Annotated in this window: 15 protein-coding genes; 13 read left to right on the top strand and 2 right to left on the bottom strand. The window is 48.5% G+C overall.

Features of this window, described 5'->3' with window-relative positions; translation table 11 throughout:
* Positions 1-11: 11 nt before the first annotated feature.
* The 8 genes from QW71_RS22970 to QW71_RS23010 all read left to right on the top strand — a co-directional run bounded on the left by QW71_RS22970 (position 12) and on the right by QW71_RS23010 (position 11,414).
* Positions 12-977 (top strand): NAD(P)-dependent oxidoreductase, encoded by a 966-nt coding sequence (locus tag QW71_RS22970; protein ID WP_039304325.1) that lies wholly within the window; start codon positions 12-14, stop codon positions 975-977.
* Positions 974-2,173, top strand: coding sequence for a UDP-4-amino-4,6-dideoxy-N-acetyl-beta-L-altrosamine transaminase (gene pseC, locus QW71_RS22975; RefSeq protein ID WP_039304329.1), 1,200 nt, complete (start codon positions 974-976; stop codon positions 2,171-2,173). Before QW71_RS22970 ends, pseC begins: the two co-directional genes overlap by 4 nt.
* Before the next feature lie 16 nt (positions 2,174-2,189).
* The gene (locus QW71_RS39140) at positions 2,190-3,959 is read left to right on the top strand and encodes an N-acetylneuraminate synthase family protein (protein ID WP_039304332.1); all 1,770 of its coding nucleotides are present in this window, start codon (positions 2,190-2,192) and stop codon (positions 3,957-3,959) included.
* A gap of 176 nt (positions 3,960-4,135) precedes the next feature.
* The gene (gene pseG / locus QW71_RS22985; RefSeq protein WP_039304335.1) at positions 4,136-5,212 is read left to right on the top strand and encodes a UDP-2,4-diacetamido-2,4,6-trideoxy-beta-L-altropyranose hydrolase; all 1,077 of its coding nucleotides are present in this window, start codon (positions 4,136-4,138) and stop codon (positions 5,210-5,212) included.
* Positions 5,199-5,771: a UDP-4-amino-4,6-dideoxy-N-acetyl-beta-L-altrosamine N-acetyltransferase gene (pseH, locus tag QW71_RS22990; protein ID WP_039304337.1), complete on the top strand. Its 573-nt coding sequence runs from the start codon at positions 5,199-5,201 to the stop codon at positions 5,769-5,771. Before pseG ends, pseH begins: the two co-directional genes overlap by 14 nt.
* Positions 5,749-6,801 (top strand): pseudaminic acid synthase, encoded by a 1,053-nt coding sequence (gene pseI, locus QW71_RS22995; RefSeq protein WP_039304340.1) that lies wholly within the window; start codon positions 5,749-5,751, stop codon positions 6,799-6,801. The genes pseH and pseI overlap by 23 nt, the downstream gene beginning before the upstream one ends.
* Before the next feature lie 826 nt (positions 6,802-7,627).
* The gene (gene ileS, locus QW71_RS23005) at positions 7,628-10,720 is read left to right on the top strand and encodes an isoleucine--tRNA ligase (RefSeq protein ID WP_039304346.1); all 3,093 of its coding nucleotides are present in this window, start codon (positions 7,628-7,630) and stop codon (positions 10,718-10,720) included.
* 391 nt (positions 10,721-11,111) lie between these two features.
* Entirely contained in the window at positions 11,112-11,414 is a 303-nt protein-coding gene (locus QW71_RS23010) for a DUF5665 domain-containing protein (protein ID WP_144026082.1), read from the top strand.
* A 33-nt stretch (positions 11,415-11,447) separates the two neighbouring features.
* Here QW71_RS23010 and QW71_RS23015 read toward each other — a convergent pair whose 3' ends face one another.
* Complete coding sequence (locus QW71_RS23015; protein WP_039304348.1) at positions 11,448-12,176, bottom strand: TraR/DksA C4-type zinc finger protein; 729 nt, start codon at positions 12,174-12,176, stop codon at positions 11,448-11,450.
* Between the two features lie 255 nt (positions 12,177-12,431).
* Here QW71_RS23015 and lspA point away from each other — a divergent pair, with 255 nt between their 5' ends.
* The 3 genes from lspA to QW71_RS23030 all read left to right on the top strand — a co-directional run bounded on the left by lspA (position 12,432) and on the right by QW71_RS23030 (position 15,257).
* Positions 12,432-12,935: a signal peptidase II gene (lspA, locus tag QW71_RS23020; protein WP_039304467.1), complete on the top strand. Its 504-nt coding sequence runs from the start codon at positions 12,432-12,434 to the stop codon at positions 12,933-12,935.
* The gene (locus QW71_RS23025; RefSeq protein ID WP_039304352.1) at positions 12,932-13,903 is read left to right on the top strand and encodes an RluA family pseudouridine synthase; all 972 of its coding nucleotides are present in this window, start codon (positions 12,932-12,934) and stop codon (positions 13,901-13,903) included. The genes lspA and QW71_RS23025 overlap by 4 nt, the downstream gene beginning before the upstream one ends.
* A gap of 100 nt (positions 13,904-14,003) precedes the next feature.
* On the top strand, positions 14,004-15,257 hold the full coding sequence (locus QW71_RS23030; RefSeq protein ID WP_039304354.1) for an LL-diaminopimelate aminotransferase: 1,254 nt from the start codon (positions 14,004-14,006) through the stop codon (positions 15,255-15,257).
* A gap of 403 nt (positions 15,258-15,660) precedes the next feature.
* Here the strand turns inward: QW71_RS23030 and QW71_RS23035 are convergent, their stop codons facing one another.
* The gene (locus QW71_RS23035) at positions 15,661-16,227 is read right to left on the bottom strand and encodes a GNAT family N-acetyltransferase (protein WP_083442679.1); all 567 of its coding nucleotides are present in this window, start codon (positions 16,225-16,227) and stop codon (positions 15,661-15,663) included.
* Positions 16,228-16,530: 303 nt separating this feature from the next.
* Between QW71_RS23035 and QW71_RS23040 the strand changes: the two genes are divergently transcribed.
* Together QW71_RS23040 and pyrR are read left to right on the top strand one after the other, a co-directional pair.
* Positions 16,531-17,343 (top strand): inositol monophosphatase family protein, encoded by an 813-nt coding sequence (locus QW71_RS23040; protein ID WP_039304357.1) that lies wholly within the window; start codon positions 16,531-16,533, stop codon positions 17,341-17,343.
* 758 nt (positions 17,344-18,101) lie between these two features.
* A complete protein-coding gene (gene pyrR / locus QW71_RS23045; RefSeq protein ID WP_039304472.1) occupies positions 18,102-18,683 on the top strand; it encodes a bifunctional pyr operon transcriptional regulator/uracil phosphoribosyltransferase PyrR in 582 nt (193 codons plus the stop codon).
* The last annotated feature ends 1 nt before the right edge of the window (position 18,684 follow it).

An 18,684-nucleotide genomic window follows, 5' to 3' on the forward strand; every position in this document is an offset into this window, starting at 1 on the left:
TGGAGGTTAATATGAACATATTAGTAACCGGTGGCACCGGTTTTATTGGCAGATGGGTCGTTGGACGTTTGTTAAGGGATGGACACAACGTATGGGTAATAGATAACTTAGCAAATTCCACACTTGATAATTTGAACGAGTTTGCGGGCAATGAAAATCTGCAAAGGGTCAAAATTATGGATCTCAAAGACCGGGAATCATTAATGGAGTTGTTCCGGGAGACCCCATTTGACCTGTGTTACCATCTTGCCGCAAGCATCAATGTTCAAGACAGTATCGATGATCCTGAAACAACGTTCAACAATGACACTGTGGCTACCTTTTATTTACTGGAAGAATGCCGCAAGCAGCAAGTGAAAATAGTCTTTATGAGTACATGCATGGTTTACGCCAGAGCAAGCGATGAACATGGAATTGATGAGCAATCTCCTATCAAACCTGCTTCCCCCTATGCCGGAGCCAAAATTGCTGCTGAAAATATGGTGTTATCCTATTATTTCGCATACGGTTTACCAGTTGTTGTTGTGAGACCGTTCAATACGTATGGTCCATTTCAGAGAACCGGCGGTGAAGGCGGAGTTGTAGCCATCTTTATTCATAATAAATTAAAAGGCGAATCCCTAAACATCTATGGAGACGGCACACAATCACGAGATTTAGTATACGTAGAGGATTGTGCTGATTTTGTGGTTGAAGCGGGTTACAGTGATCAGCTACATGGAGAAATCGTGAATGCAGGCACAGGAAAAGATATTACCATCAATCATTTAGCAGAGCTTATTTCAAACGGGCAAGCGCCTATTCATCATATTCCCCATATTCATCCGCAAAGTGAGATCCAAAAGCTGTTATGTAATTCTCAAAAAGCTGAAAAAACCCTGTTCTGGACACCTAAGGTAACGATTGAAGAGGGAATAAAACAGACTGAGCAATGGATACAATCAGCCTTTCATAGACAGGAGCGTTTTAAATCATGAGCCCAAGCAGATTAGCAATCCACGGTGGAACTCCAGTACGCAGCAGCTATTTACCTTATGGAAAACAAGTCATCGATGAGGAGGATATTGCGTCGGTTGTTAAGGTGTTACGAAGTGATTTCCTGACGAGTGGTCCTGCGATTGAGCGATTTGAATCTGAAATTGCCAAATTTACAGGCGCGAAGTATGCTGTGACATTTTCAAGCGGAACTGCAGCACTACATGGTGCCTGCTATGCTGCCGGGATTGGCGAGGGGGATGAGGTCATTACAACGCCAATGACTTTTGCCGCCTCAGCTAACTGTGTGTTATACCAAGGAGGCAAGCCGGTATTCGCCGATATTGATCCGCTAACTTATAATCTGGATCCAGCCCGGATAAAGGAAAACATCACAGACAGAACAAAAGCAATCATTCCGGTTCATTTCACAGGCCAGCCGGCTGAGCTTGATGAAATCATTCAAATCGCACGTGAAAATAACTTAATTGTGATTGAAGATGCTGCACATGCGCTCGGTGCAAAGTACAGGAATAAAAGCATTGGATCTATTGGGGATATGACGATGTTCAGCTTTCATCCAGTAAAGCATATAACAACGGGAGAAGGCGGAATGATTACAACGAATAACCCGTTGTACTATGAGAAACTGCTGCAATTTCGAACGCATGGCATTACAAGGGATCAGAGCCGGTTAAGGGGCAATCATGGCCCCTGGTATTATGAAATGCAATTTCTAGGGTTTAACTACAGGATTACAGACATTCAAACATCACTAGGCGCATCACAATTAAGCAAAATCGGAAGCTTCATAGAGAAGCGCAAGCAGCTTGCAGAATGGTATACCCAGAAACTGAGCCCCATCGAAGAAATCCTTCTCCCGCATCAGCGTTCCTATGTTGATTCGAGCTGGCATCTGTTTATTATCAGGCTTCAACTCTCCAAACTGACTGCCGGCAGGAAAGAGATATTTCAAGCACTGCAAAAAGAAAATATCGGTGTGAATGTCCACTACATCCCAGTCTATCTTCACCCTTATTACGAAAGCTTAGGTTTTCAAAAGGGAATTTGTCCGGTTGCTGAAAGCTGTTATGAAGAATTTATTACCCTCCCTTTATTTGCGGGAATGGATCATCGCGATGTGATGGATGTTGTTGAGGCTGTGAAGAAGGTGATAAGCCATTATTCCAATAAATAAAGAAGGAGTGGTCAAGGTGGCAAAAGTGAAAGTCATTGCTGAAATTGCTAATGCCCATTTGGGCGACCCCGCCAGGCTGACAGAATTGATTATTGCTGCCGCAGATAGCGGCGCGGATGGTGTGAAATTTCAATGGTTTAAATATGACAGTATAGCTACACCGGACTTTACCTACTATCAAACTTATATTGATTTGTCTATCGATAAGAACATATGGGCCGATTCCTTAAAACTCGCGAAAGGTCTGGGATTAGAAGTTTGGGTGGATATATACGATGAATGGGGAGTCCAGGTATTAGCTGAACTTGAAAGTCTAGTTGATGGTTTAAAATTACCAACAACAGTAATACAGTCCAATACATTAATTCAAGCTTTAAAGAAGTTTGAAAAACCAGTATTAATTGGTGTGGGAGGTTGGTATGAAGAAGAAATTGATAAACAACTTTCCTACATTAAAAATAACTTTAAGGGTCAAATTATTTTAATGCATGGTTTTCAAGGATATCCTACGCGAACAGAAGATTCAAATCTAAGACGTCTCGCTTACTTGAAACAAAAATATCAATTGGACGTTGGATTTGCTGATCACGAAGATGCTGACAATGAAATGGCCATAGACCTGCCTGTTTATGCCTATTTATTGGGAGCAGGAATCATTGAGAAGCATATTACCATTGGTCGTTCGAGTAAAGGGCTTGATTATTATTCAGCGCTGGAACCTCTAGAGTTCAAAGTAATGGTGGAGAAGTTACGCAGAGCAGAGATTGTATTCGGCAGCTTGGACATCAAAGAATCAGAAAGAAAGTATCTTGAGGATTCTTCTTTAAAAATAGTTTCCAGAAAAGGTATTAGCACAGGTGAGATTATTACAGTTGAAAAAATAAGATATAAACGATCTTCCGTACCTAATGCATTTATGGCACAAAACGCTTCAGAACGATTTCCGCTTATCTCAAAATCATATATTCCCGCTGATACACCAATCACCCCGGACATGGTAAATAAACCCAAAGTTTGTATTGTAGTGATTTGCAGGTTGAAATCAACAAGACTTCGGCAAAAGGCTCTGCTTCCTATAAACGGTGTCCCTTCAATTGAAAGATGTCTAATCAATTGTTTAGCAGTCCCTAATTGTGACCAAGTAATTCTGGCAACCTCTGATCTTCCAGAGGATCAACCCCTTACGAATTTCACCTTGGATCATAAGGTACAAATAGTAACTGGAGATCCAATAGATGTTGCCAAAAGAATGCTTAGAGCTGCTGAAGAAACAAATGCAGATATTGTTGTTCGTGTCACAGGTGACTGTCCTTCTGTTTCACCAGAAATCCTTGCCTTTTTAATAGATCACCATATAAACAGTGGAGCCGATTTCAGCCATGCAAAGGAATCTACAATGGGTACTGTTGGTGATGTGATTACAGTTGAAGCGCTTGAAAGATTATTGGGATTATTACAAAATTCAGAGGACCGCACTTATACAGAATATCTGTCTTTTTATTTTATGAATAATCCTACTCTGTTCAATGTAAACTCTATCGTTATTCCTGATCAATGGATTTTTCCGAATTGGAGATTGACACTGGATGAAGCTAAGGATTTGGAATTATTCGAGAAAATATATAAAGATTTAGATGTTGGGAAAAGGCCGCTTTACTTTGAAGAATTAAAGTCTTTTTTGTTGAAAAACCCGATGTTGATTGATATTAATAAGGGAGTCAAGATGAAATGGTTGGATGATACGGCACTAATTAACGAGTTGAATAAAGCGACAAGGTTTATTTAAGTCACCGGGAGCATTGATATTTTAGTAAATAATGCCGCATTTAGCTCGCCGGGTAAACTAGCCACAATGAGTGAAGAGAATTGGTTAAAGGGCTTAGATGGAACAATTAATGGATAACAGGTGAGAATATTTCTGTCGACGGTGGCTGGACGGCATGGTAACAGGAGGACCCCACAATGAATATAGTCTTTCGAGTCGATTCTTCATATGAAATGGGCACTGGTCATGTCATGCGTTGTCTGGCACTTGCCAATGAATTTAAACACAGGAGAGCGAAAGTCTCATTCATATGCCGTGATTTACCTGGGAATCTCGCAAGTTATATAACGGACAAGGGCTATCCTGTATTTTTGCTGCCTCTGCCAAGTGAACGAGCTTATGCATCCTGGCTGCAAGTGGACTTACAAACAGATGCGATGGACACAGCGCAAATACTTGTCAAATTCCCGCATGTCGATTGCTTGATCATTGACCATTATGGAATCGATCAAAGATGGGAGAGATTAATAGAGGAGTACGTGACGCAGATTGTTGTAGTTGATGACTTAGCGGACCGGCCCCATCAGTGCAGCATTTTGCTGGATCCCAATATTTCATATGCAAAGGACCGTTACCAGGACTTAGTCCCAGCCAGCTGCGTGAAATTCGTGGGTACTCCTTATGCAATACTCCGGCCTGAATTTCGGTCAGTTAAGATGCAGTTAGCTGAGCGTGACGGAAGGATAAACAGAATTCTTGTGTTTTTTGGCGGCACAGATCCTACCAATGAAACCTTAAAAGCATTACAGGCATTAAGCAAATTCCATTCTGCTGATCTGTATATTGATGTCGTAGTAGGCGAAATGAATAAAAGAAAAGAGGTTATCCAACGAATATGCAGCCTTATGAAAAATGTGTTTTTTCATTGTCAGATTGAATACATGGCTGCATTAATGAGGAAGGCCGACTTTGCAATCGGAGCAGGCGGAAGCTCAACCTGGGAACGGTGCTATTTGGGATTACCTTCCCTTTCAATTATAACTGCAGCTAACCAAAGGGAGATAACAAAGCTGGTGCATGATCAAGGGGCTACTTGTTGCTTGGGTGTTAGTGCTGAAGTCACAACGATAAAGATTGAGCACGGAATAAACACTATGCTTGCCAGCCCGTCATTGGTAAAAGGGATATCGGACAAAGCGCTTCAGCTTATGGGAGAAGATAAATTTAATGATGTTATAGAGATGATTATGGGAGGGGACAATGGCAGACATTAACGACTATAGACTGGAGAATGTAGATCGAAAGGATCTGAAGCTTGTATTGGAATGGCGTAATGCAGATCATATCCGTCCTTTTATGAAGCATGGTGATTGCATCCGGTTAGAAGAGCATTACCGATGGTTTGAGTCCTTAGACAAGGATGCAAGTAAACTGGCGAAGCTGTGTTTATATAAAAAGAAACCCATTGGTTTCGTTAACTTTTCACAAATCGATCTCAACAACAAAACCTGTGAATGGGGATTTTATATTGGGGATCAGGCCTGTCCCCGCGGCTCAGGAAAGGTCATGGGGATCTTAGCATTAGATTTAATATTCAAAGAAAGATGTATGAGGAAAGTATGTGCTCAAATCCTGGACTTTAACCGTAAGAGCTTATCCTATCACCGCAGATTAGGGTTTACTGAAGAAGGCAGGCTGGTTAAGCAAATATGCAAAAACAACCAATATGTAGATGTCGTGTTGATGGGAGTATTTAAGGAACAATGGGAGAAGCAAAGTGAATTGCTGAAAGAGGAGGCCCAGAGAGCAAATGAAGGAAATCACGATCGGTAACCGGTGTATAGGAAGCGGGCATCCTCCTTTTATCATCGCGGAAATGTCCGGCAATCATAATCAGTCTCTGGATCGGGCGCTTGAGCTGGTTAAGGCGGCGGCCAAGGCTGGAGCACACGCGTTTAAAATTCAAACGTATACACCTGAAACGATGACGCTGAATATCCAGGAGAGAGATTTCATGATTCCGGAATCCAACGGGCTTTGGAAAGGGAAGTCTCTATTTGAGCTCTATAAGGAGGCGTATACCCCTTGGGAATGGCACGGGAGAATATTTGATGCCTGCAAGGAACTAGGGATGATTCCCTTCAGTACACCGTTTGATGAAACCTCGCTTGAGTTTTTGGAGACCCTGGGTGTTGCCTGCTATAAAATTGCCTCTTTCGAAAATAATGATATCCCGTTGCTCAGAAAAGTCGCCTCCAAAGGAAAGCCGATGATTATTTCTACAGGAATGGCTTCGCTCGGCGAAATTGAGAATATAGTGAAAACAATTACGGATGCAGGCTGCGATGATTTCATCTTATTAAAATGCACAAGCAGTTATCCGGCTTCGCCCGAAAACTCAAATCTGAACACCATTCCGTATTTGAGAGAAGTGTTTCATTGTCAGGTTGGCTTATCCGACCATACCTTGGGAATTGGAGCAGCTGTTGCAAGTGTAGCACTAGGCAGCACAGTCATCGAGAAGCATTTTACTCTTAACCGTGATGAAGGCGGGGTGGATGCGGCTTTTTCTCTGGAGCCCGGGGAATTTGCTTCCCTCGTGAGAGAGACGGATACGGCCTGGAGGGCACTCGGCAGAGTTTCCATCGGTTCCACGAAGGAAGAGGAGAAATCACTTCAATTCAGACGGTCGATATATATATCTAAGGATATAAAGGCTGGTGAAGTGCTGACGGGGGATAATATTAAAGTGATTCGTCCAGGATATGGTTTAGATCCGAAATACTACGACCTGCTGTTAGGAAAACAAATGAAAAAGGATCTTCCCCTCGGCACTCCGGTAAGCTGGGAGCAGTTATTATAACCCGGCCCTCCCGGTTCCGGGCCTATGGATCTTGACAATTGGTTCTAAACAGACTATAACTAGAACATATCTGTAATCCATTGAATCGAAATTCGATGACGGGACAAGTACGATAAGGTAACGTTCTCCAGAGAGTCGGTGTTTGCTGCGAGCCGATCGTTCACGCCTTGCCGGAAGATCCTCCCCTAGAAGCTAAGCTGAAGCGTATATGCATACGTGTGTAAGCTATGTCGTCTGCCGGACGTTATCCCGGACCCGTGTGGCATTTCTGCATGCGGAACTGAGATTGTACTGAATACACTCCCCTAAGGATGTGCGTGAGGTGCAGAATTAGGGTGGTATCGCGAGCGCTGTCTCGCCCCTTTGGGGGCGGGATGTGGGGGGGGGGGGGGGCGCTCGTTTGTGTTTACATCCCCCTAAATCCCCCTTTCCAAGGGGGACCCCAAGGGCTGGCCGCCCTCTGGACACCCGCAGGCAAGTGCTCCGAATGGAGAGTGACGATGGCGGAAGGGGAAGGATTGGAGGGCGCGGCCCTTCTTAGGCTGCCCTGGCGGGTATGCCTGCGGAGCCTTAGCTACACCGCCGGGCGAAGCCCAGCCAGTGCTGCCATACGGGTTCGCGGGCCGGTGGCTTGAGGTAGAGCGTGCCGCTTGCGGCGTAAGCGGGCATTACAACAAAATTAACGTCCCAAACACCTTTCCCCGGCAGATCGACAAACTTTCCGGGTGTCCAGAGGGCGGAGCCCTTGGGGCCCTCTCTTGGCTAAGGGAGGGTTTGGGAGGGATCGAAAAGGTTTAAAGACTAAACCAAGGAAGGATTGACCATCATGCATAAAGTAGATGTAAAAGAAAAAGCACGGGCCAGAGATGTCCGTATCCTGAAGAAATGGAGCGACGAGAATACGTTCCGCAGATCCATGGAAAACCGCGAGGGACGCCCGAACTATGTGTTCTATGAAGGACCTCCGACGGCGAACGGCGTGCCGCATATCGGGCATGTGCTGGGCCGGGTCATCAAGGACTTCGTCGGCCGCTATCAGACAATGAAAGGCTTCCGTGTGATCCGTAAAGCGGGCTGGGATACCCACGGCCTGCCGGTTGAACTCGGTGTGCAGAAGAAGCTTGGTATCTCCGGCAAGCAGGACATCGAAGAGTACGGCGTGGAGAAGTTCATCAAGGAATGTAAGGAAAGTGTATTCGGCTATGAGAAGCAGTGGCGTGAGTTCACCGAAGCGATCGGCTACTGGACGGATCTGGATAACCCTTACGTTACGCTGGATAACACCTACATCGAGAGCGTGTGGAATATCCTCGCTACAGTACATGACAAAGGCTTAATGTACCGCGGACACCGCGTCAGCCCGTACTGCCCGAGCTGTCAGACGACACTGAGCTCCCATGAAGTGGCGCAGGGCTACAAGACAGTCAAGGACCTGAGTGCTACAGCTAAGTTCAAGCTGGACGGCAGCGGCGATTATGTGCTGGCCTGGACGACGACGCCTTGGACCCTTCCGGCGCATATGGCGCTGGCAATGAACCCGAATATGGAATATGTGCGTGCCCAGCAGGAAGACGGCGTATATGTACTGGCCAAGAATCTCGTGGATGAGGTGCTCAAAGGCGAGTATACGATCCTGTCCACCCATACAGGTGCGGACTTCATCGGCCAGAGCTACACTCCGCCGTTCGATTATATTAAGGCAGAGAAGCATAATGTGATCGTAGGCGCATCGTTTGTTACGGATTCCAGCGGTACCGGGATCGTGCATATGGCTCCGGCACATGGTGAAGATGACTACAAGAGCTGCCGCGAGAATGGCATCAGCTTCGTCAATGTGGTGGATACTTCAGGTAAATACACCAGTGTAGTGAGCGATTTTGCCGGACGGTTCGTCAAAGACGTCGACCTCGATATCGTGAAGGTATTGTCCGAACGTGGACTGCTCTACAGTAAAGAAAAATACGAGCACAGCTATCCGTTCTGCTGGCGCTGCGATACTCCGCTGCTCTATTATGCAACAGACAGCTGGTTCATCCAGACAACAGCGATCAAGGATCAGCTGATCGCCAACAATAACAGTGTGAACTGGTATCCGGACCATGTGCGTGAAGGCCGCTTCGGCAAGTTCCTGGAGGAGCTGGTGGACTGGAATATCAGCCGTAACCGCTACTGGGGCACGCCGCTGAATGTCTGGGTCTGCCAGGACACCGGCAAGGAATTCGCACCGCATAGCATCGCTGAACTAAGATCGATGGCGATCGGCGAAGTAGCGGAGGATATCGAGCTGCATAAGCCGTATGTGGACAACATCAAGCTGCGGAGTCCGTTCAGTGAAGGTGGCGTAATGGTGCGCACACCTGAAGTCATCGACGTATGGTTCGACAGCGGCTCGATGCCGTTCGCCCAGAGTCACTATCCGTTTGAGAATGAGGACAGATTCGCAGACCAGTATCCGGCGGATATGATCTGCGAAGGGATCGACCAGACACGCGGCTGGTTCTACAGCCTGCTTGCCGTATCGACGCTGTTCACGGGCAAAGCGCCTTACAAAGCGGTAATCGCCCATGGTCATATTTTCGATGAGAACGGCCAGAAGATGTCCAAGTCCAAGGGCAATGTCATCGACCCTTGGGAGATCATGAACGAATACGGCACCGACGCGTTCCGCTGGGCCATTCTGTCCGACAGTGCGCCATGGAACAACAAACGGTTCTCGCGCGGTCTGGTGGGAGAGACAAAGTCCAAGGTTGTAGATACCCTGGTTAACACGCATGCGTTCCTGACGCTGTATGCCGGTATCGACGGCTACGATCCTGCGGATCACCCGTTCAAGCTGTCAGAGCATAAGCTCGACCGCTGGATTCTGTCCCGATTGAACAGCCTGATCCTGCTGGTGGATAAAGGTCTTGCCGTTAACGATTTCGTGAATACGTCCAAAGCAATTGAGAATTTCGTGGATGAGCTGAGCAACTGGTACATCCGCCGTTCCCGTGACCGTTTCTGGGGCAGCGGGCTGGGCGAAGAGAAGCTGGACGCGTACCGCACACTTACGCATGTACTACTGACCACAGCTACGCTGATGGCACCTTTCACACCGATGCTGTCCGAGGATATCTTTACGAACCTGGGCGGCGGCGAAAGCGTGCATCTCGCGGATTATCCGGTAGCGGATGAGAGCCTGATCGATCTTGCACTGGAAAAAGATATGGAGAGCGCCAGAGGGATCGTGGAACTGGCCCGCAACGTGCGTAACGAGAGCGGCATCAAGACCCGCCAGCCTTTGTCTGAGCTGATCGCCTCGATTGACGATAACTTCAATGTGGCAGATTATGAAGAGCTGATCAAAGACGAAATCAATGTGAAGCATATTGTGATCGAGCACAGCGACAGCGGCTTTGTAGACTTCACCCTGAAGCTGAACCTGAAGGTCGCAGGCAAGAAATACGGCAAGAACGTCGGCTTCCTGCAAGGCTTCCTCAAGGCCATGGACAGTGACGCTACCCGCAAAACCGTACAGGACGGCGGACTCGCCATTGTATCGCCGGACGGGGAAGAGCTGCAGATCACATCCGAGGAGCTGCTGGTCGAGAAGCAGGCCAAACCGGGTTTTGCCTCGGCTTCCGGCTATGGACTGACGGTGGCGCTGAACACCGAAATCACACCGGAGCTGGTGCAGGAAGGCTGGGTACGCGAAGTCGTCCGTGCAGTACAGGATTACCGTAAACGTCTGGATCTGCCGATCGACAAACGGATTGCTCTTACGCTGCATGTGGATGACGAGCTGAAGGCAGCGGTTACCGCATTCGAGCATGTGCTGCGCGAGAATGTTCTGGTGACAACGGTTGATTTTGACGGAGACTATACCTATGAAACTGTGGATGCCGGCGGCAAGAGCATCGGAATTCATATCGGCGCTTAAGTAACACACCCTGCATCACTTGTCCCTATATGGCATATACTAGCCGCAAAGGAAAAGCTTCTATGGGTTAGAATGCAAAATGACGAGCCCCGTGCTTAAAGAGAGAAGTCTCTTTAACCGGGCTCGTTTGCTTTGCGGGTCATAGAGATTCGAGGGAGGTGCCGGAGGCATGGGCGGATGGAAAGATGGAGATACGGAGGGCGGGAAGCCGGAGAGGCCGGAAGGGCCGGGCAGAATTTCAATTCAGACCTCGGGAGTAGACAGCAGCAGGGATACCGGTAAAGTACCGGAGGAGAAGCGGCAATTCCTGCATTCCGGGGAGCGGATACAGACACCACTTTCTTCTCAAAAGCCTGCAGCCGCGCTCGCAGCAGCCGGTGATCCGGCGGATCTGCCGCAGGAGGAAAAGCTGAACGCGCTGTACCGGATGACCACCCAGCTGGCCCAGCAGATGGAGAAATCGCGGATTTCAGAATATACGGAGCTGCTGCATTCGCCGTTCCGGCTGATCTGGCTGAATATTTTATCCGGAGTAGCCCGGGGGCTGGGGATTGCGCTCGGGTTTACTTTTTTTGCGGCGACGATTATTTATGTGCTTCAGGTGCTTGGGGCATTGAATCTGCCGATTATCGGGGACTATATTGCGGACATCGTGCGGATCGTGCAGCATCAGCTGGAGCTGAAGACCTTCTGACCCGGGTCCAAATTAAAAAAGAGCAGCACGGGGCTACTCCCTTTCTTTTTTGAGCGGGTCCAGCAGATAGTCGCCTTCCCCGTCGTCCATGTAATGCCGGTAACTGTTGCCTTTGATGATGGTTAGATGATTTCCCGTAATGTCGGTAGCGACGAAATTCTCCCACGGCTCCACGAAGCCTTCGGTTTCGTCCGCTTCGATCTCCATATCATTGTAGGAGCTGATGTTGTTGCCTTCGGCCATGGCAGGGGAATCGGAATTGCCCCAGCTCTCTACAATCTGCCAGGCATCCTCCCCGTCGAAGCCGTTCTGGTCCTCCCGCTCATCCAGGCTGGTCCGTCCAAAAGGCGGAGACAGCAGCTCCTCCTCCACCGGGCGGGTAAACGGAGCGCTCTGGCGGGGAGCATGCTCTTTGGTGTAACGGGTGGATGGAATCGCGGCCAGACGTTCATAAGGAATCGGTTCGCCGCTGGCTATGCAAATGCCATAGGTGCCTTCATCCATCGCCCGCAGCGCCGCTTCAATATCGTCCAGCTCATGCTCGTCCCGCTCCAGCAGGGATATATCCATGGAACGGTTATACAGCTCGGTGGCGGCATCGCCGGGATGGTTGTCGATCTCGGACAGCTCTCCGGTACTATCGCGTATGGCCTCCTGCAGTCCGTAATGCTCATTATTTTGCAGCCTGTGCTTGATGTCCTCCTGTTGCTGTAGCAGTAATGCGCGCAGCCCGGAGAGCTGGGTTGGTGTCAGATGGCTCATTGTTGTGAGCTCCTTTCGGTGGCTTATTCCTCGCTGAAACGGTACCGTCTTTATAAAGGAGGTCGAGCCGTTTCCGCTTGTATAGCTTGGCCGCAGGGGCCCTTTTTTAGCGATGGAAAATAGTGCCCGGACTTTGGAGGGTTTAGAGTGCCTTGCAATGGACGGTATCTTGAGGCCTGTGCTACAATATACAAGTCTTTATACAGTATTCGTACCGCGGACCGCGGGAAAAATAAGAACGGAGTGACAACTTCTGTGGTGTACTTTCTGATTGCGCTAATTGTATTTTTGATTGACCAGGGTACCAAATATCTGATTGCTACCCGGCTGGAGATCGCAGAGCAGATTCCGGTTATAAAGGATTTCTTCATCATCACGTCCCACCGCAATCGTGGAGCCGCTTTCGGAATTCTTGAAGGACAACAGTGGTTCTTCATTGTAATTACGGTTATAGTTGTTGCCGGTATCGTCTGGTATCTGAACAAGGCCCGGAAGACCCGTAAATTGCTGCCTACAGCATTATCGCTGGTGCTTGGAGGAGCCGTCGGAAACTTCCTCGACCGGATTCTGAACGGTGAAGTTGTGGATTTCCTGATGTTCAATTTCGGCAGCTATACCTTCCCGATCTTCAACGTAGCCGATTCCTGCATCGTGGTCGGGGTAGCCCTGATTATTCTCGATACGCTGCTGGATGTGAAAGGCGAACAGGAAGTCACCGAAGTTAAGGAATCACAGGAAGTCAAAGAAGGGAATGAATGATTTTGAATAAAGACGTCAATGAGCAGGCGGTTTCTGGCGCCCTCGAAGAAGAAAGAGACGTCACCGAATGGATGGTTGCCGCGGAGAATGCCCGGGAACGGATTGATAAGTACATTACGGAGTCTTGGGAAGAAGAGGTTTCCCGCTCCCAGGTTCAGCTGTGGATCAGCGGCGGACATGTTACGGTGAACGGCGCGCCGGTCAAAGCTAACTACAAGCTGTATGAAGGCGATAAGGTGGCTGTTACGGTTCCGGAAGCCGAAGTTACGGATTTAATTGCGGAGAATATCCCGCTTGAGGTTGTATATGAAGACAGCGATGTTATCGTGGTGAATAAGCCGCGCGGTATGGTGGTGCATCCCGCAGTAGGTCATCCCTCAGGCACCCTGGTCAATGCGCTGATGTATCATTGCAAGGACCTGTCAGGCATTAACGGCGAGATTCGTCCAGGCATTGTGCACCGTATCGACAAGGATACCTCCGGTCTGATTATGGCTGCCAAGAATGACGCCAGTCATGCTTCACTGGCCGCCCAACTGAAGGAGCACAGTGTAACCCGCCGCTACATCGCAGTGGTGCATGGCAATCTGTCTCATGATAAGGGGACGGTGGATGCGCCAATCGGGCGTGATCCGCATGACCGTAAGCTGTATATGGTCACTGAGAAGAACAGCAAACGTTCTGTGACGCATTTTACGGTGCTTGAGCGGTTCGGCGACTGTACGCTGCTTGAGCTGCAGCTGGAGACCGGACGGACGCATCAGATCCGTGTGCATATGAAGTTCATCGGCCATCCGCTGGTCGGCGATCCAATCTATGGACGCAGCAAAGGTACGACGATGACTGGACAGGCTCTGCATGCCGCTGTCCTGGGATTTGTGCATCCTGCCACAGGAGAGTACAAGGAGTTCAGTGCGCCGCTTCCGGCAGATATGGAAGAAGTGCTGTACACACTGCGCAGCAGATAAGTACAAATGAATAGATTATAAGTCCATGGCTTCTAAGGCAGCTTTGCTTCATATTTAGATCATGGATTCACAACAAAAGCCAGGAGATGAGACGAAGATTATGAGTATTGAACACTATCAGGAAACATTCATTCAGACTAATTTTGCGGACCGCATCGGCGGCGCCGGATATGGCAAGGACACTTCCATCTACAAATTTGAGAAAATCAAACGCGCCAAAGCATCGGCGAAGCAGGATTTTCCTAACATTGAATTGATCGACATGGGCGTCGGCGAGCCGGACGAAATGGCGGATGAAGGTATTGTGGCAAGACTTGCCCTTGAAGCTGCCAAAGAAGAAAACCGCGGATACTCCGACAACGGAATTCCTGAATTCAAAGCGGCGGCTGCAGTTTATCTCAAGGAAGTATTCCAGGTAGACGGCATCGACCCTGTAAATGAAATCGTACATTCCATCGGTTCGAAGCCTGCACTGGCTATGCTGCCATCGGTCTTCATTAACCCGGGCGATATCACCATTATGACTGTTCCGGGTTATCCGGTGCTGGGCACTCACACCAAATATCTGGGTGGACAAGTCTACTCCGTTGAGCTTAAGAAGGAGAATAACTTCCTGCCTGACCTGAACTCTATTCCGGAAGACGTAGCCCACAAGGCGAAGCTGCTCTACCTGAACTATCCCAATAATCCTACAGGTGCAAGCGCAACTCCTGAATTTTTCAGCGAAGTAGTAGCCTGGGCGAAGAAATATGATGTAGTCGTTATCCATGACGCTCCTTATGCAGCACTGACGTATGATGGCGTGAAGCCGCTGAGCTTCCTGTCCGTACCTGGTGCCAAGGATGTTGGCGTGGAGCTGCACTCCCTGTCCAAGTCCTACAACATGACTGGCTGGAGAATCGGTTTCGTTGCCGGCAACCCGCTGATCGTTAAGGCGTTCAGTGATGTGAAGGACAACAATGACTCCGGTCAATTCATCGCGATTCAAAAAGCTGCCGCATACGGTCTGTCTCATCCTGAGATTACCGAAGCGATTGCTGCCAAATACTCCCGCCGCCACAACATGCTGGTGGATGCACTGAACAGCCTGGGCTTCAAGGCAGAGAAACCGAAGGGTTCCTTCTTCCTGTATGTAGCTGCTCCAAAAGGTGTCAAAGGCGGACGCCGCTTCGAATCCGGCGAGGACTTCTCGCAGTTCCTGATCCGCGAGAAACTGATTTCCACCGTGCCTTGGGATGATGCCGGCGCGTTCGTACGTTTCTCCGTTACCTTCGTTGCCAAGGGCGAGGAAGACGAGAAACGTGTAATTTCTGAAATTCAAAGACGCCTGAGCGACGTTGAATTCGAATTTTAAGTTTAGTTGATGGAGCCGCTGCAGAGAAATCTGCGGCGGCTTTTATTATGGCAGCCGATCGCTCCCGAGCCTCACTATTCACTCCGGTCTGGTCAAATGTTGTACAAACTGCAACTTTACTCAGACGAAACAGGCCCTGAAAGCGCAAATCCTGCACTTTTTACAACAATCCGCTTCAGAAAAGTAAATATTCATCCTAAATGCTGTAAAAAATACAACATTTAGCCCAATGATGCATTTGCGGAGCAAAAATCCTGTAAAATGTGCAACATTACTTGGACAGGCAGGCCGGTAACAGGGGGGACAGCCTACATGTGACGGTGCTGAGAGTGAGCTGGCGTTAGCAGCCTCTGATATAAAGATAAGCCAGCCGGAAACTCCGGCTGACCTGATGAACAGCAGCCTAACCTTTCCGGTAAGCCTTGCTGTGAAAGGCATTGATATAACGGAACAGCGCTTCGCCGTCATCCGGTACATTCCCGGCTCCATCCAGCGGCAGCAGCATCGCCTGATACGGTTCAGGCACCCAGATATATTGATGAACATAGGAGGTCAGGATAAATCCGTTCCGCTCCCAGAAATGAATGCGCTCCTTGTGTGTATCCGAGGTTCCGGATTCAGCTTCGATAATAATCCCTCGGATGCCGTGACCTCGGACAGCCCAGTCCCTGATCTGTCCGAGGAGCCAGGTTCCCGTACCCGCCCCGCGCAGCTCCTTATCGACCGCCAAGTAATCTATGATCAGTACCTTATCGTCAGTCCTTCCCACGACCCCAGTAACGGCCATGGCGACAACCTGCCCCTGCTGATCCAGTCCCGCATGTAAATAAGCAATCCGCCGCTCCAGCATACTGCGGAGAATCCCTTCCGGTTTGGCTCCGCTGGGAAAAGCCTCCCTGTACACCGGCTCCATCTGTTTCCAGAGTTGCTCATCCCATTGATCTATAGTAATAAACTGTAAATTCATCATTTTGTTCGCCTCCGTTTTTATCATAGCAGAGGCGGGGGTGGAACGAAAATAAGCCAGCGGGCAGGATAGTTCAATCATTTCACGAATTTTTTATAAGCTGGATAATTTTATAAATTTACGCAATGATTATTTTTTGAAGGTATGATTAAGTTGAAGCAAGCGAGATCATCAAGTTGTCTCTCAAATAGTTGATGATTCCATATTATTAGAATTGGGTTTTAATGTAATAGCAGATACCATAATCAACACAGTATTTAAGAAATTACGTAAAAGAAACGCACTATAAGGAGGAATGTGAACGATATGAAGTTCGACCCTCGAGAATTAGCGTTGTTTGCAGAGCAGGCTGTAACAAAGGCGGGTGACAGAATTTCCGAATTGCGCAGCCGGGAAAAAATTGAAGTGAATTACAAGGATTATGGTGAACTTGTGACATCCGCTGATTTGTTATCGGAAAGAATCATTCAAGAAGCCATCATGGATAAATTTCAAGGTCATCGAATTCTTTCGGAGGAAAATGGAGTACATAACTGGGATAATTTCAAGTTTGACGGTCCGGTTTGGGTAATTGATCCCTTAGATGGAACAGTTAATTTTGCTCGCAACCTGCCGCATTACGGCGTTTCATTGGCTTTTGCCCTTGATGGCGTAGTGCTGGCAGGAGCAGTATATGCGCCGGATTTGCACTGTACTTATGTTGGGATTAAAGGGGAAGGCTCCTTTTGCAATGGTGAGCGTTTACGAATTCGTACATGTACTTCGCTGCTAGATGCTGTCATAGGCACAGGTTTTCCGCATGATCCAGCAAAAGTGGAGCCAGCAATAGAAAGAGTGAACCGACTCAGAAGAAACTGTCGTGACATTAGGCGTTTTGCCGCACCAACAGTAGACATTTGTTATGTGGCGTCCGGTAAATTAGATGCGCATACGGAAAGTCTTTCACCGTGGGACGTAGCCGCCGCAGGCTTGATTGCACGGGAGGCGGGAGCATTAAGTTGCAATGTACAAGTGGTGCCCGATCACATCCCTAATGAACTCTATGGTGAAGAGGCCGTATTCACGACACCCGGAATCTTCGATGATCTCTTGACATTATTGCGGAAGGAATCTGAATAAAAGGTTCATTCTCTTTTCAGCATTGTTGCATGTAATAAAATGTCAGATTAGTAAAGCATGTTCTTTAATGAAAAGGCCATGCTTTTCAGGATAGCTTTAGTTCCAAGTATGCACGATCAGCGCAGCGCTATAGTGCCGCCTTTCCTGCCCCACCCCTCCCCGGGTGGTGGCAGTTGCCAATCTTTCATACCGTTTAGTGGAAGCGGCGGAGGGGATTTTGGAACTGTAGGAGCGTTAGCGTCCGCCTTTATGTTTGGATTTCTACCGCGGCCGCGGTAATAATCAGGAAATCCAAACATAACAGGTTGCCAATCTTTCATACCGTTTAGTGGAAGCGGCGGAGGGGATTTTGGAACTGTAGGAGCGTTAGCGTCCGCCTTTATGTTTGGATTTCTACCGCGGCCGCGGTAATAATCAGGAAATCCAAACATAACAGCGGCCGGAAGTCCAAAATCACCGCAGCCGCGCCTTTTACCTAAACTAACTCTTTAAACATTTGACACCGCCCCTTTCATCTGTCATAATTCCCTATAGTTGAATATGCGCCTTTAATTCAGTCCCGTGAGGCTGGCAAGGTAACGTGAATCGAGGTTCGCGATCATTTGAAGGAATCCGTATGAGTACGGAGGGCCTTTTTATGCGCGCGGACACGCCATCTTTTTGAATCTGCGGATTTCACTCCTTGCCTGTTTCGGGCAAGGAGTTTTTTGTTTATCCGGGAACTTGAACAGGCGATCAAGCAGGAGGATGGCACGATGATGGTTACTGAAAAAAATGTCATTATGGACGAAACGGCGATTCGCCGGGCACTGTCACGCATTGCACATGAGATTTTGGAGAAGAACAAGGGTATTGAGAATTGTCTGCTGGTCGGCATCCGTACAAGAGGGATTTATCTGGCCCAGCGGATTGCGGAGCGCATCAAGGAGATTGAAGGCGTGGATATACCTTACGGTGAGCTGGATATCACGCATTACCGCGATGACCGCGAAGGCGGCGGTGACAACAGGGAGTCGATGGACAAGGCTGTGGTTAACAGCAATCTGACCCTGCCCCCGGGCAGCAACGGCATCCAGGACAAGAAAGTGATTCTGTTCGACGATGTGCTGTACACCGGCAGAACGATCCGGGCGGCGATGGATGCGCTGATGGATTGCGGACGGCCGCGGATGATCCAGCTGGCGGTACTGGCTGACCGCGGACACCGGGAACTGCCCATCCGCCCCGACTATATCGGCAAGAACGTACCCACCTCCAGGCATGAGCAGATTGAAGTGTCACTGACCGAATACGACGGCAAGGACGAAGTGTACATTATTTCAAACCGGGAGGAACGATAAC

The organism is Paenibacillus sp. IHB B 3415 (assembly GCF_000802655.2).
Taxonomy (GTDB): domain Bacteria; phylum Bacillota; class Bacilli; order Paenibacillales; family Paenibacillaceae; genus Paenibacillus_AQ; species Paenibacillus_AQ phytohabitans.

Bases quoted from the DNA above. Each gene is read 5' to 3' on its own strand.
- QW71_RS22970 (WP_039304325.1), top strand. From the start codon at position 12: ATGAACATATTAGTAACCGGTGGCACCGGTTTTATTGGCAGATGGGTC.
- pseC (WP_039304329.1), top strand. From the start codon at position 974: ATGAGCCCAAGCAGATTAGCAATCCACGGTGGAACTCCAGTACGCAGC.
- pseG (WP_039304335.1), top strand. From the start codon at position 4,136: ATGAATATAGTCTTTCGAGTCGATTCTTCATATGAAATGGGCACTGGT.
- pseH (WP_039304337.1), top strand. From the start codon at position 5,199: ATGGCAGACATTAACGACTATAGACTGGAGAATGTAGATCGAAAGGAT.
- pseI (WP_039304340.1), top strand. From the start codon at position 5,749: ATGAAGGAAATCACGATCGGTAACCGGTGTATAGGAAGCGGGCATCCT.
- ileS (WP_039304346.1), top strand. From the start codon at position 7,628: ATGCATAAAGTAGATGTAAAAGAAAAAGCACGGGCCAGAGATGTCCGT.
- QW71_RS23015 (WP_039304348.1), bottom strand. From the start codon at position 12,176: ATGAGCCATCTGACACCAACCCAGCTCTCCGGGCTGCGCGCATTACTG.
- QW71_RS23025 (WP_039304352.1), top strand. From the start codon at position 12,932: ATGATTTTGAATAAAGACGTCAATGAGCAGGCGGTTTCTGGCGCCCTC.
- QW71_RS23030 (WP_039304354.1), top strand. From the start codon at position 14,004: ATGAGTATTGAACACTATCAGGAAACATTCATTCAGACTAATTTTGCG.
- QW71_RS23035 (WP_083442679.1), bottom strand. From the start codon at position 16,227: ATGATGAATTTACAGTTTATTACTATAGATCAATGGGATGAGCAACTC.
- QW71_RS23040 (WP_039304357.1), top strand. From the start codon at position 16,531: ATGAAGTTCGACCCTCGAGAATTAGCGTTGTTTGCAGAGCAGGCTGTA.
- pyrR (WP_039304472.1), top strand. From the start codon at position 18,102: ATGGTTACTGAAAAAAATGTCATTATGGACGAAACGGCGATTCGCCGG.